The 13,386-nt window shown below is 60.7% G+C and carries 15 protein-coding genes; 9 read left to right on the top strand and 6 right to left on the bottom strand.

The window, feature by feature from the left end:
- The first annotated feature begins 38 nt into the window (after nucleotides 1-38).
- Nucleotides 39-1,475, top strand: a complete 1,437-nt coding sequence (locus tag WA989_RS10895; protein ID WP_424340524.1) for an alanine/glycine:cation symporter family protein — start codon at nucleotides 39-41, stop codon at nucleotides 1,473-1,475.
- 12 nt (nucleotides 1,476-1,487) lie between these two features.
- On the opposite strand, the gene WA989_RS10890 is transcribed toward WA989_RS10895, so the two are convergent.
- The 3 genes from WA989_RS10890 to ispH form a co-directional block, all read right to left on the bottom strand.
- A complete protein-coding gene (locus WA989_RS10890; RefSeq protein ID WP_424340523.1) occupies nucleotides 1,488-2,615 on the bottom strand; it encodes an acyltransferase family protein in 1,128 nt (375 codons plus the stop codon).
- Nucleotides 2,616-2,782: 167 nt separating this feature from the next.
- A complete protein-coding gene (purB, locus tag WA989_RS10885) occupies nucleotides 2,783-4,078 on the bottom strand; it encodes an adenylosuccinate lyase (protein WP_424340522.1) in 1,296 nt (431 codons plus the stop codon).
- A 211-nt stretch (nucleotides 4,079-4,289) separates the two neighbouring features.
- Nucleotides 4,290-5,240 (bottom strand): 4-hydroxy-3-methylbut-2-enyl diphosphate reductase, encoded by a 951-nt coding sequence (gene ispH / locus WA989_RS10880; RefSeq protein ID WP_424340521.1) that lies wholly within the window; start codon nucleotides 5,238-5,240, stop codon nucleotides 4,290-4,292.
- A 117-nt stretch (nucleotides 5,241-5,357) separates the two neighbouring features.
- Between ispH and WA989_RS10875 the strand changes: the two genes are divergently transcribed.
- The 7 genes from WA989_RS10875 to WA989_RS10845 all read left to right on the top strand — a co-directional run bounded on the left by WA989_RS10875 (nucleotide 5,358) and on the right by WA989_RS10845 (nucleotide 10,979).
- The gene (locus WA989_RS10875; protein WP_424340520.1) at nucleotides 5,358-5,915 is read left to right on the top strand and encodes a hypothetical protein; all 558 of its coding nucleotides are present in this window, start codon (nucleotides 5,358-5,360) and stop codon (nucleotides 5,913-5,915) included.
- Between the two features lie 21 nt (nucleotides 5,916-5,936).
- Entirely contained in the window at nucleotides 5,937-7,700 is a 1,764-nt protein-coding gene (argS, locus tag WA989_RS10870; RefSeq protein WP_424340519.1) for an arginine--tRNA ligase, read from the top strand.
- Between the two features lie 166 nt (nucleotides 7,701-7,866).
- Nucleotides 7,867-8,292 carry a hypothetical protein gene (locus tag WA989_RS10865; RefSeq protein WP_424340518.1) on the top strand — a complete coding sequence of 142 codons (426 nt, stop codon included), beginning with the start codon at nucleotides 7,867-7,869 and terminating at the stop codon, nucleotides 8,290-8,292.
- A 105-nt stretch (nucleotides 8,293-8,397) separates the two neighbouring features.
- On the top strand, nucleotides 8,398-8,730 hold the full coding sequence (locus tag WA989_RS10860; RefSeq protein ID WP_424340517.1) for an acyl-CoA thioesterase domain-containing protein: 333 nt from the start codon (nucleotides 8,398-8,400) through the stop codon (nucleotides 8,728-8,730).
- A gap of 62 nt (nucleotides 8,731-8,792) precedes the next feature.
- Nucleotides 8,793-9,152, top strand: a complete 360-nt coding sequence (locus WA989_RS10855) for a response regulator (RefSeq protein ID WP_424340516.1) — start codon at nucleotides 8,793-8,795, stop codon at nucleotides 9,150-9,152.
- A 115-nt stretch (nucleotides 9,153-9,267) separates the two neighbouring features.
- On the top strand, nucleotides 9,268-10,011 hold the full coding sequence (locus tag WA989_RS10850; protein ID WP_424340515.1) for a DUF4197 domain-containing protein: 744 nt from the start codon (nucleotides 9,268-9,270) through the stop codon (nucleotides 10,009-10,011).
- On the top strand, nucleotides 10,011-10,979 hold the full coding sequence (locus WA989_RS10845) for an alpha/beta fold hydrolase (protein ID WP_424340514.1): 969 nt from the start codon (nucleotides 10,011-10,013) through the stop codon (nucleotides 10,977-10,979). Before WA989_RS10850 ends, WA989_RS10845 begins: the two co-directional genes overlap by 1 nt.
- Before the next feature lie 10 nt (nucleotides 10,980-10,989).
- On the opposite strand, the gene WA989_RS10840 is transcribed toward WA989_RS10845, so the two are convergent.
- From WA989_RS10840 to WA989_RS10830, 3 genes are read right to left on the bottom strand one after another with little or no spacing between them, the layout of a single operon-like run.
- A complete protein-coding gene (locus WA989_RS10840) occupies nucleotides 10,990-11,913 on the bottom strand; it encodes a thioesterase family protein (RefSeq protein WP_424340513.1) in 924 nt (307 codons plus the stop codon).
- Nucleotides 11,910-12,329, bottom strand: coding sequence for a hypothetical protein (locus tag WA989_RS10835; RefSeq protein WP_424340512.1), 420 nt, complete (start codon nucleotides 12,327-12,329; stop codon nucleotides 11,910-11,912). The genes WA989_RS10840 and WA989_RS10835 overlap by 4 nt, the downstream gene beginning before the upstream one ends.
- Nucleotides 12,326-12,811, bottom strand: coding sequence for a transcriptional repressor (locus tag WA989_RS10830; protein ID WP_424340511.1), 486 nt, complete (start codon nucleotides 12,809-12,811; stop codon nucleotides 12,326-12,328). Before WA989_RS10830 ends, WA989_RS10835 begins: the two co-directional genes overlap by 4 nt.
- Before the next feature lie 237 nt (nucleotides 12,812-13,048).
- Here WA989_RS10830 and WA989_RS10825 point away from each other — a divergent pair.
- Nucleotides 13,049-13,386 (top strand): OmpW/AlkL family protein (locus WA989_RS10825; RefSeq protein WP_424340510.1); only part of this gene is annotated, 338 nt, incomplete at its 3' end.

Raw genomic sequence — 13,386 nt, 5'->3', positions numbered from 1 at the left:
GTCTAAGACAGTGCAGAATCAAACCTAAAAAGGGTGTCATGCTTGATTTTCTGAACGACCTTATCAACGGCAAGATCCTGATCGCCGTTCTCATTCCACTTGGTCTCATCTTCACCATCTGGTCCAGGGGTGTCCAGTTCAGACTGTTCGGCTCGATGTTTTCCGTGCTGGGCCAGGGCTTTCAGCATGAGACGGATCAACCCTCCTCCTTCCAGGCTCTGGCGCTCTCTGTCGCCGGACGGGTCGGCGGCGGGAATATCGCGGGCGTAGCTGCCGCGCTGGCGCTGGGCGGGCCGGGGGCGATCTTCTGGATGTGGATCGTTGGCCTGGTCGGCATGGCCACAAGCTATTTCGAGTGCACACTCGCTCAGGTCTACAAGCAGAAAGAGCCGAATGGCGATTTTCGCGGCGGGCCTGCCTATTACATCAAGCATGGCCTCGGCAAGAAACTCGGCGGCGCCGCGCCTGTCCTCGGCTTTGCCTATTCACTGCTGCTGCTTGTGACCTTCGGTTTTGCCTTCATCTGTTTCCAGAGCTTTGCGACGACAAGCTCGATGGATTCGGCGTTTGGCGCGCCGCGTCTCTGGTCCGGTATCGGGCTGGGCGTGGTGGTCAGCCTCGTCATCTTTGGCGGTGTGCGCCGGATTGCGAGCGTGGCAGAGATCATCGTGCCGGTCATGGCGGTCTTTTACGCCTTGCTTGGCCTCTATGTGCTCCTCACGCATTTGCCGCAGATTCCGGCGGCGTTCTCGACGATATTCCTGAGCGCTTTCGGCTTCAATGAAGCGGTGGCCGGCGGCATCGGCGGGGCGATCATGATGGGCGTCAATCGCGGGCTGTTTTCCAACGAAGCTGGCCTCGGCTCTGCGCCAAATGTGGCTGCCGCCGCCTATGTCGAGCACCCGGCGCAGCAGGGCATGGTGCAATCGCTGTCTGTCTTCATCGACACGATCATCATGTGCACGGTGACGGCGCTGATCATCATCCTGTCGACGCAATCCTATATTGGCGTCGATGATGAGGTGCAGGGCGTGCTGACGCAGCTTGCGCTCGCAGACCATGTTGGCGACTGGGCCGAGTTTTTCATCGCCTTCGCGCTCTTCCTCTTCGCCTTCTCCTCGATCATGTATTCCTATTATCTCGGTGAGAATGCGGTCGATTACTACATCCCGGACAATATGTTCGCGGTCTATGTCTACCGGTTCATGGTGATCGGTTTCGTGCTTCTCGGCTCGACAATCCAGCTCGGCGACGTGCTGAGCTTCAGCGACGTGACCATGGGGCTTCTGGCCATCGTAAACCTCTTCGCCGTGGCATTGCTCTTCCCGATCGGGCTGCGGGTGATGAGGGATTTCGATGCTCAGCGGAAAGCGGGCGTCAAAGTGCCGGTCTTCGATCCGGACCAGTTTGATGATCTCGACATCGACAAGGCTGCCTGGCAGCTGACCGAGCGGTCGGGCGGACCCTCCGGATAATACCGCTCTTGGTTATTCGGCAGACTGTGTTGCGGGCGCCGTCGAAGACGGTCCCGCCGCCTTGTTTCGCTCGACGTATCGCGCCCACGTCCATTTCATGAGTTTGATGCTTGGCCGCTCGAACGCCAGATATAACAGCCAGCTCAGCAGTCCGACCAGGACAAAGACCGTGGCGATAAATCCGTAGAATCCCATCCAGCCGGAATAAAGCGTCTGGATCTCAGTATTGGCGACCCATCTGATCACCAGAATGTGAAGCAGGTAGACCGAATAACTTGCGTCGCCTGCTGCCACCAGCACCGTCCTGACAGGTCCGAGCCATGTGAGAAGCCGAGGCACCATCCAGACGAAAGTGGCCGTCAGCAATACCGCCGGAATGCCCCACCGAAACGCTCTGGACAGGCCCGCCTGCAGCTTGAAAAGGCGAAGGTCACCGAGCGCAAACAGGTAGAATATGGCTGCGAGTAAGACGATCAGGAGGGCGAGATAGGCAAGGGCGGGGATCTTGCGGACCCACTCCATGATCTGTGCGCCGTGAGAAAAGTGAATCTGGGCAAGCGCCATGCCGTAGATGAATTCGATCATCATCAGATCGGGGCCAGCAAGCTCCTTGGCGTAGGGGCCCATGCCGGACATGATTTCGAACGCCCACGCACACAGGAACACGCCGAGAGCGCACAATGCGAACCGCTGCGTCCTGGAGAACAGGGACAGGGCGAAGATCGCGTAAAAGAGAAGCTCGAAACGAAGCGTCCATCCCACGAAGACGAGCAGCGAATAGGAGTTTTCCTGATAGGGGTGATCGACAGGAATGAGCAGCGCCGACTGGAGTACCAGATCCCAGTCCCACGGATTATTGACCACGCCTGGGAAGAGCACCGGCGAAAGCGCAAAGATCAGCGTGATCAGCCAGTAGGTCGGGAAGATGCGGGCAAACCGGTTGAATCCGAATTCGAGGGGATTAACGTCGCGCTGCCGCGATATGTAGATCATGATGAAGCCGGAGAGGACGAAGAAGACATCAACTCCAGCCGCGCCGATGCTGGTAAAGGGCACCTCGAAGCCGCTGCGATTCATCGCCGCTCTCTGCGAGTGAAAATAGACCACCGCAAAAGCGGCGATAGCCCGCAGGACCTGCAGGCTATCGAGGCGGCTGTTTTGGACCGATGGTGCTATTTTGATGTCCCCCGAAACTCAACGCGATCAACCTGCAGCAACAGGCAGTCTGCGGGCTGCAACTATTATGCCGCAGCAGCCGGGGCAGTCAAAAGTGATTTGCGCGGCGGCGCGAGGGCGCCCGGCCGGGTCTATTCGCCAAACACGCGGTCAAAGATCAGGTCGACGCGTTTAAAGTGGTAGTCGAGGTCGAACAGGGCTTCGAGTTCGCTATCGTCGAGCTTGGACGAGACCTCTTCATCGGCCTTCAGGAAGTCGAGGAAAGCCCCTTCGCCGGCCCAGGTGCGCATCGCATTGCGCTGGACGAGGCGATAGGAATCCTCGCGGCTGACACCGGCTTCGACGAGGGCGAGGAGGACGCGCTGTGAGTTATGCAAGCCGCCGAGGCGCATCATGTTGGACATCATCCGGTCGGGATAGATCAGCAGGTTTTCGACGACGCCCGCCATGCGGTGAAGGGCAAAATCAAGATGAATGGTCGCGTCCGGGCCGATGCCGCGCTCGACCGAGGAGTGGGAGATATCGCGCTCATGCCAGAGAGCGACGTTTTCGAGCGCCGGCGTAACGGCCGAGCGCACCAGCCGGGCAAGGCCCGTCAGATTTTCCGTCAGCACCGGATTGCGCTTGTGCGGCATGGCCGATGAGCCCTTCTGGCCCTTGGAGAAGAACTCCTCGGCTTCCAGGACCTCGGTGCGCTGCAGGTGGCGGATTTCGGTCGCGAGGCGCTCTACTGAAGAGGCGATGACGCCAAGCGTCGCGAAAAACATGGCGTGGCGGTCGCGCGGAATGACCTGCGTGGAGACCGGTTCGGCTTCCAGCCCAAGCTTCTCAGCGACGTGTTCTTCAACGCGTGGGTCGATATTCGCGAAGGTGCCGACAGCGCCGGAAATGGCGCAGGTGGCGACTTCCTTGCGGGCGGCAATCAGGCGCTCCCGACCCCGTGCGAACTCGGCATAGAAGGTCGCCAGCGTGACGCCAAAGGTCGTCGGCTCGGCGTGAATGCCGTGGCTGCGGCCGATCTTGGGCGTGTATTTGTGCTCTTCGGCGCGTTTCTTCAGCGCGGCCAGAACGCGGTCCATGCCGACAAGAAGCAGGTTTGCGGCGCGAACGAGCTGCACATTGAGGCAGGTGTCGAGCACGTCTGAGCTTGTCATGCCCTTGTGCAGGAAACGGGCGGGCTCTCCGACATGTTCGGCGACATTGGTCAGGAAGGCGATGACGTCATGTTTGACCTCGGCTTCGATCTCATCGATGCGCTCGACTTCGAAGTTCGCTTTCTCCCGGACAGTTTTCGACGTGCCGGCCGGGATCTGTCCCAGCTCTTCCATCGCTTCGGCGGCCAGCGTCTCGATTTCCAGCCAGATGCCGTACTTCTCTTCCGGCGACCAGATGGCCGTCATCTCAGGGCGGGCATAGCGTGGAATCATATCGGGCTCCGTTCTTGGCGGGCGTTCTACGCCGCTGGGCGAGAGGGGCAAGCCCCATGGTGTCACAATCGCAAAAGACCGGGCCTCGCCCTTCGACAGGCTCAGGGTGAGGCCGGTTGAGAGCTTACCGCCGAAACGCACCTCATCCTGAGCCTGTCGAAGGACGAAGCTGCAGGGACTTGCTCCCCACAAGCGGTCGAAGGGGGCAGAATTAGACTTCTGCCGCCAGCACACGCGGCAGTTTGAACGTGACCGTCTCCTGCGCTGTCGTCACATGCTCGACCTCTATGTCAAAGCGCGCGCGGCAGGCGGCGATGAGACCCTGCACCAGGTCTTCGGGCGCGGACGCTCCGGCTGTCAGGCCAAGCGTATCGACAGCCTCGAACCAGTCCCAGTTCACATCCGATGCGCTGGCGACGAGTTCCGAACGCTTCGCTCCGGCGCGTTTGGCGACTTCGACGAGGCGCTTCGAATTGGACGAGGTTTCCGCCCCGATTGTGAGGAAGAGGTCGCACCCCTCCGCCATCGCCTTTACCGCTTCCTGACGATTGGTTGTGGCGTAGCAGATGTCTTCCTTATGCGGCGTGGATATACCGGGGAAGCGGTCCTGCAGGATGGCGACGATGTCGGCGGTATCGTCAACAGACAGCGTGGTCTGTGTGACAAAGGCGACATTTGCGGCATCCTTTGGCTGGAAGGTGCGCGCGTCTTCGTCCGTTTCGATCAGAGCGATCGCGCCATCCGGCAGCTGGCCCATTGTGCCCACGACTTCCGGGTGGCCGGCATGGCCGATAAGGACGATTTCGCGGCCGGCCTTGTGGTGGCGCTCAGCCTCGACATGGACCTTGGAGACGAGCGGGCAGGTCGCGTCGACATAGATCATCTCGCGGCGTTCGGCCTCTGCCGGGACGGCTTTCGGAACGCCATGGGCGGAAAAGACGACCGGCCGGTCCGGCGGGCATTCGTCGAGTTCCTCAACGAAAACAGCGCCCATCCCCTCGAGGCGGGAGACGACATGATGGTTGTGGACGATCTCATGGCGCACATAGACAGGCGCCCCCCATTTGCCGAGCGCCTCCTCGACAATCTGGATCGCCCGGTCGACACCGGCGCAGAAGCCACGCGGCGCAGCCAGCCTGATCTTCAGTTTGCGCTTTGTCATCGCCTTCCTCCTCGCACACAGCAGATGGGGCGTTGCGCCATTTGCTGGTGCCCGGTAACACTGCACCCCTTACATGGACGGCCTGAAGCCTCAGGCCAAGAGGACAAGGCATTTGGTATGCGCGTAATTGCTGTTCTGGCAGCCGGACTGTTCCTGGCATCTTGTGGAAGTAACCCGCTCACCAGGGCGCTCGACACGCGTCAGAATGCCGGGCCATGCCCGCCTGTAGCCGCTCTTTACGACGCCTCACGCATCGTCGAGTTGGGCGCCGAGGAGCCTATTTATCCGAATATCGCCTATACGGGCGAGATCACGGGTGTTGAACTATTCTGCCGATATGTCGAGGACGAGCCCTTGCGCGCGGAGGTCGAGATCGACTTTGCCTTCGGCAAGGGGCCGATGGCTGACGCCAATTCCCATCAATATTCCTATTGGATCGCGGTGACGCGGCGCAGCTCCAAAGTGCTCGCCAAGCAATATTTTGCGGTCGACGCGAATTTCGCAAACGGGGTGGTCGATGGGCGGCGCGAAGTCGTTCAGGACATTATCATTCCGCGCGTGGACGAGACGATCTCAGGCGCAAACTTCGAGGTGATTGTCGGGTTTGACCTGACCGAAGATCAGCTGGCCTTCAATCGCGAAGGCCGCCGGTACCGTCTCGACGCAGGCAATTAGAACACGACAAACGAGGCCAGAATGAGCGATCTCGTCACGCAGTTGTCGGCCGCGTGCGCCGCCGCCTTTGAAGCTGAAGGGTTCGAGGCCCGTTGGGGAGCCGTGCGCCGCTCGGACAGGCCGGAGCTTGCCGATTTTCAGTGCAATGGATGCATGGGGGCGGCGAAGTCACAGGGGCTGGTGCCGCGCGATCTGGCAGCCAAGATCGCCGACCGTATCGGTGGCAAGGGCGCAATCGAACGGGTCGATGTCGCCGGCCCTGGCTTTCTGAATATCCGGGTCACAAGCGACGCGCTGTCGGCACAGACCGAAACGATCCGTTCGGACGAAAAAGCTGGCGGCGGCAAGCTTGAGACGACCGAAAAAGTCGTCATCGATTTTGGCGGACCCAATGTCGCAAAGCCCATGCATGTCGGCCATCTGCGCTCGGCCGTCATTGGCGACACGCTGTGCCGGCTGTTCCGTTTTCTAGGCGATGATGTGACGGGCGACGCGCATCTTGGCGACTGGGGGCTGCAGATGGGCCACCTGATCACCGAGCTGTTCGGCGAGCAGCCTGACCTTGTGTATTTCAACCCGGACTTTCGGGGTCCGTACCCGGCAGCGCCGCCGGTCACGATCGAGGATCTCGGCCGGCTCTATCCGCAGGCTTCCGCCAAGGCCAAGGAAGACCCGGCGCGCAATGAAGCGAGCCAGCTGGCGGTCGCTGAAATGCAGGCGGGCCATCCCGGTTATCGCGCGCTGCTGCGCCATTTCATCAATGTCTCGGTCGAGGCGCTGAAGGTTGATTACGCGTTTCCCGGGGTGGCGTTCGACCTCTGGAAAGGCGAGAGCGATGTCGACGGGCTGATCCCGGACATGGTCGAGGATCTGAAGGCCAAGGGGCTGGCCAAGCTCGATGACGGCGCCTGGATCATTGATGTGGCGCGCGAGAGCGACAAGAAGGACATGCCACCCTTCATGCTGATCAACTCGCGCGGCGGCACGGGCTATCACGCGACGGACCTGGCGACGATCGTCGACCGGATGGAGGAGATCGGTCCTGACCGGATGCTCTATGTGGTCGACCAGCGCCAGGCGCTACATTTCGAACAGGTGTTCCGCGCCGCTGATATGGCCGGGCTGATTGCGGAAGACAGGCTCGAACACATCGGCTTCGGCACGGTGAACGGGACGGATGGAAAGCCGTTCAAGACGCGCGAGGGCGGGGTGTTGAGGCTGGCGGACCTTAATCGCATGGCGCTTGAGGAAGCTGAGAAGAAGATCGGTGAGGCCGGTCTTTCCGGCGAGATTGGTGAGGATGAGCGCGCGAATATTGCCGCGCTTGTGGCCCGCGCCGCGCTTCGTTTTGCTGACCTGCAGAATGTGCGCACGACGAATTACGTTTTCGATCTTGAGCGTTTCACGAGCTTTGAGGGCAAGACCGGGCCTTACCTTCTCTATGCGGTCGTGCGGATCAAGTCGCTGCTGCGCCGCGCCAGGGAAGCGGGTCACCAGCCGGCAGATGTGAAGATCGAGAGCGAGACCGAACGCGCGCTCGTGCTGGCCATGGACGGGTTCGCCAATGCGCTGGCCCAGTCCCACGCCAAACGCCAGCCGCACATATTGTGTGAGCATGTCTACTCGCTAGCCCAGGCTTTCAGCGCGCTCTATGCGGCCCATCCAGTCGCAAACGAAACCGATCCGGTCCTGCGCGGCTCGCGGCTGGCGCTGTGCGAGGCTGTTCTCAAGCAGCTTGAAACAGGTCTTGGCATCCTCGGTATCGAAGCACCGGAGCGGATGTAGGCATCCCAAAGGTTAATGAAATCGCGCAAAATTTTTACCCGGCCCTAACGGCGCTTAAGGATTGAGGCCGAAAAATGAACGCTCGGACGGGGTTTCAGTAACCTTCGGGCAAGAGCGGGCCTGTAGTCTCTGAAGTCCCAGACGAAGCGACGAGGAGGCCGAACCAATGCTCAACGAGCTGATTTCCACCACTGCGAAGACCACAGGTCTTGATGAGGCATCCGCCCGTCAGGCGCTTGGTGTCCTGTTCAATACGGCAGAGCGCCAAGGCGCGCCGCTTATCGAAAAAGTATTCTCCCGCATGCCTGGCGCGCGGACACTCTCGGCCACGACCGGGGCGCAGACCGGTGCATCAACCGGCACGATTGCCCGTCTCATAGAACAGACGCCGGGTGGGCGTCAGCACGTGTCGATGGGCATGTTCACGAAACTGCACGAGATCGGTCTTGGCCATGCAGAGATCGGCAAACTTCTCGGCTGCGTTGGCAGCTACATGGAGCAGGCCTACGACATTCGCGGTATCGGACACCTCGGCGACCTGATCGTCGTCGACACGGCTGCTGGAGAGGACCGCGCCGCCGCTGTGGCCTGAGGCGCTTTACGCAAACCAGAAATTTCGGCGCTCGCGAAGGCCTGCCCGTCACCTCTCGGTGCGGCAGGCCTTTTCTTTTGGCCCGGCGCAGCCTAGCTAGCCGCCATGACTGTTACGCATTCAGCCGAGACGTTTCCGGCCATTGAGATAGAGCAGGAAGGTCTGGCTAAGGCCGAGCTTGCCGCAAATGATATCAGCGTGTTGAGCGCTGTCGTGATGCGCGCGCTGCAAGCTCATGCCACCACTTTGGCGGGGGCGCGGGCCGTGGCGGTGGTTTCCGTCAGCTACGATATGACCGGCGAAGAGGTTTCCGGCGGGGAGGTTGCGCTTTCCTCAGAGATCGACCGGCAAACACGCTCGCTCCTCTTCATGCATGCGTACGCGAAACAGGGTGAGCGCGTCATCATCAAGGCGACGGCGATCTTCAGACTGTCTTAAGGCCTGTCGTCTATCCGACTTACGTCCATTTACTTCAACTCGCTAAAACCTGACGACGCCTCATGACACAGCTTCATTCCAAAAATGTGCTGATCGTAGAAGACGAACCGTTCATTGCGCTTGACCTGAAATTTTCGGTCGAGGCGCATGGTGGCACAGTTGTTGGTGTGGCCAACGGGCTGGACGATGCAATGAAGATGGCGAAAGCGCTGGAAATCGACGTGGCGCTGCTTGATTACAATCTCGATCCATACGATTCTCTGCCTGTGGCAGAGGCCCTCAGAGCGCGCAGCATCCCCTTTATTTTCTACACAGGCCGCGGGGATTTGTCCGGGCTGAAAGCCAAATGGCCTGACGTCTCTGTGCTGGCCAAGCCGGCCCAGACCAAACTGATCCTGAAATCTCTCGCTGACGCCGCGTGAGCGCGCTTTACACGAAGCCCACTACGGGTGCAGAGTCGAGATCGCGGGCCAAATTCCGCCATGGTGACACATTACAGTGTCTGTCACTGAGCAAGGCCCAGCAGGGAGATGAACGATGCGTACATTGGTGGCAGGAGCTTTGACCCTATGCCTCCTGCCAGCCGGATGCGAAACCGATGGCACGTTTGGCGGCCTCGGCCCTGTCTTCGGCGAGATTCTGGGCTCTTATCCTGCGGGATCGGTAGAAGGCCTGTCGCAATACGAAATCGATGCAGGGCTTCGCCAGGCGCTTGAAATCGGAACCGAGCGAGTGGCCGCCCGGATTGGGGTTCAGGACGGGTACTGGGCCGATCCACAGATCCGTATTCCGCTGCCCGGCCGGCTCGGAGAGGTTCAGGGGGAACTTTCAAAGATTGGGCTCGCCGGTCCGCTGGATGATCTTCAGCTGCGCATGAACCGGGCCGCCGAAGACGCCGTGCCGGCTGGCAAGGCAATCGTAATTGATGCGGTGAAAGCCATCACTATCGAGGACGCCGTCGGGCTGTTGCAGGGCGGAGATACAGCCGCGACAGACTTCATGCGCGGCAAGACGGAAACCTCGCTGCGTTCGCTCTTCACGCCCTATGTCGAGGCTGCGCTCGAAAGTTCCGGCGCTTACCAGGCTCTCGATTCAGTCACGTCCAGCGTGCCGATGCTGGCTGTCGCGGCGACCGATTACAAATCCTCGCTGACCACACATGCGGTCAATATGGGTCTCGATGGCATGTTCGATTATCTCGCGCTTGAGGAAAAGCAGATCCGAGAGAATCCTGTGGCACGCACCACGGAACTCCTCAGAAAGGTCTTCGGGTCGATCTGATGCGGCGCTATTTCACTGAATTCGCTGATGGCGACATGCAGGCCATCGAGTTTGGCAATCCCGCCCTGGAGATGGCCGCCCTCTGGCTGCATGCAACAGGCTTCAATGCGATGACCTATCAGTCATTGCTTGCCCCCCTCGGCCTTCGCACAAAGGTGACGGCTCTCGATATGCGCGGACATGGGCGCACGACCCGCACAGCCGATCCGGGCAAGATGAAATCCTGGCATCGCCACCGCGATGACGTGATCGAGTTTCTCGACAGGAATGCAACGCGGCCTGTCGTGCTGGCCGGCCATTCAATGGGCGGCTGTGTCTCGCTTCTCGTGGCAGGCAAGCGGCCGGATCTGGTGAAGGGGCTTGTGCTGGTCGACCCGGTCATCCTGTCGCGCCGCTTCTATTTTATTGCCCATGCGCTGCCATTCCTGCGGCCCTTGCTGAGCGGCGGCAATCAGATGGCGCGTCAGGCCAGAAAGCGGCGCGCGGAGTTCCCAAGCCAGGAGGCGATCCGGCAATCCTATGCGGGCAAGGGCGCGTTCAAATCTTGGCGCCAGCCTTTTCTCGACGATTACATCATGGACGGCTTTTCCCGCGTCGATGAGAACGGGCCCTATGCTGACGAGCAGGTCTGGCGGATCAACTGCGCGCCAAAATGGGAAGCAGCGACGTTTAACGGCCAGCGCAATCAGCCCTGGGGCGCGCTGCGCAAGATCCGGAAGAAGAAAATTCCGATCGTTGTGCTGCGCCCTGAGCAGAAGCCGGTTCTGTCGGAAAAGGTCACCGACCTGATGATCCGCAAGAACCCTGACCTGGTCCTGAAAGAACGCCCGAATACGAGCCATTTCCACCCGATGGAGGTGCCCTATGAAGTGCGCGATGAGCTGTCCGTGGCGATTGCGCGGCTGATCGAGGGCTTTGCGGCGGGTGATGAAGGGTCCATGCGGCGCAGCCTGCACGGAAGCGGCTGAGCCAAGACGCTCAGAGGCTGAGCTTGCCGGGCGCGATCTCTGCGAGTTCGTCCATTAACGGCTTCGGCGTCGCAATCACCTTGCGCTTGTTCAGGTCAAACGTCACCGCGACAGCTTCCGCTGTCATCCAGGGCAGGCCTGTGACCGGATCGAGCATCCAGTGCACGAGGGAATGAACCTTCTCCTCGACGCGGCCGAGCGAGGAGCGGATTTCAAACAGGTCTCCGGCTTTCGGCCAGCGGCGATAGATGATCCGGTTTTCGAGCACGGCGCCGCCCATCCGCACGTCCGGATCTGCGCTGGCGACGCGCGTGCGCCAGTCATGCAGCAGGGTAGGCACCGAGTCCGATACGCGTCCGATGAACATGTGCGGACGCATCCGCCCGAACACATCGCAATCCTGCGGCGGGACCATGCCAAGACCGATGACTTTCGCCCCGCGCTCCTTCGCGATCTGCTGGCTGATGTCTGGATTGGTGAGCGGCGCGCGGCTGAGATCAATGCCGCGGGGGGCAGTCTCTTTCGGTGGCTCGGCTTTAAGCGCGTCGAGCGCCTTACGGGCCCGCTGGCTCCAGGCGAAGGGTTTCAGGCTGGTCGCGTCAGCATGGATCAGCCTGGTCCGGAACGCCGCAGCGACAGACCCGTCGCCATGGCGCATTTCCTGATAGATAGTCGCCTCAGTGTCTTTGAGCTCCAGCACGCAGCCCGTCATCCACATCGGAAAACCGGGGTGAACTTCCTTCATGAAACGGATGTGCTGCTGGGCCGGGACCAGCGTCGAAGGGGCGTCCGGCTTGAAGGCGTGGCCGAGATGGCAGGCGCCCGCAAGCGTCCCGAGCCCCTCAAACGCCTTCTCGATATAGACCCGGACATTCATGTGGCCCATCTCGTCGCAATCCCAGGTATTGGCGATGCCTTTCCAGAGATCGATCACGAAATTGCCTCCTCAGTGCTGCAGGCAGGGTGGGTCATACCGGGCGGCGTTCGCTGCAGCAAGGCGAAGGCACCCGCGGCGCCCGCATGATAGTCGATGCGCAGCTCATCGCGTTCGAGCGTGTAGGTCAGCGGCAAGCCCTGCAGGCACCGGTCCGGGTTGACGATGATGATCTCGATCGCGTCATAGGGGGCGTCGAGTTCCGGGCCGATATGCCCGCCTGTGCAAAGCCCCGGATAGGAGACGAAAAAGTCCTCCCCGCGCGGCGTCAGGACGATGGGGTAGGGATCATAACCATCCTCGAAGACGCAGCCTGACCATGGCCCGCTCGAAGCAGCGGTTTGAAAGTCTTCGTTGCTGGCATGGGCATGAGGGAGGGCGGCACACGCCGTCAGGGCGACCAGCGCCCATTTCACGCGGCGCAGTCCCGGCAGATACCACGGGCCTCGATCACAGCATGGCGCATCTCGAAGCCGGCTGCGCTGGTTTCGGCTTGGAGCGCATCCGTCGTTGCTGTCGCGTGAAGCTCCTCGGCGGCGCCACATTCGTCGCAGATCAGGAAGACCGCAGAGTGCTTGTGGCTGGTATGCCCGCAGGCGACATAGGCGTTGAGACTTTCGATCTTGTGGGCGAGGCCGACCTCCTGGAGGAAATCGAGCGCGCGATATACCGTCGGCGGCTTGGCGGAGCCTTCGCCGTCGAGATTGGCGAGCAGGTCATAGGCCTTGGACGGCTCGGCGCTTTCCAGCAGCAGGCGCAGCACCCTGCGGCGGATCCTGGTCAGCCGCTGGCCTTTTCGGGCGGACAGAGCTTCAGCCTCGGACAGGAAGGCCTCGACGTCCTGCGGACTGCAGGGCGTATTCGCGTGGACATGCGTGTGCGGTTCAACGTGTGCCATGGCTGCAATGTCGGATGTTTCGACAGAAAATTCCAGACCCGGCCTGCCGGTGCAGGGTCAGCGACGGGCGAGAAGACGAATGTTTCACTCTGAACGGCATGGCTGGCACCGTCGATAAGGACAATTGCTTAGATGGGCGCATGCGCCGCGCGGCATGCAGGCGCGCGACGCAACGACAAATTTCATTCTGTATTATCAACGCCTTAGGTTCACTCGTCTCAGTGAGAGGAGTTCGAGATGAAACGCGTTTTTTTGGCAGGCCTTTTGGCAACTAGCGCCCTTTTTGGGGCCGCCGGCGCTGCTGTGGCGGAAGAGGGTGATAGCCCGTGGATGGTGCGCGGCCGTGTGATCGGTGTGCTGCCGGACGAGGCGGCAAGCCTCTCTGTCGGCGGGACTGCGCTTCCAGGCACAGTCGATATTAGCGACCAGTATGTGCCGGAACTCGACATTACCTATTTCTTCACCAAGAACATTGCAGCAGAGCTGATCCTCGGGGTCACGCCGCATGATGTGAAGGCAACCGGCGTTACTGTGCCGGGTGTTCTCACCGATGCGACAGTGGATCTGGGTGATGT

The organism is Henriciella sp. (genome assembly GCF_049649345.1).
Classification (GTDB): domain Bacteria; phylum Pseudomonadota; class Alphaproteobacteria; order Caulobacterales; family Hyphomonadaceae; genus Henriciella.
The sequence above is the reverse complement of the archived record's forward strand: the minus strand, read 5'-3'. Positions and strand labels throughout refer to the sequence as shown.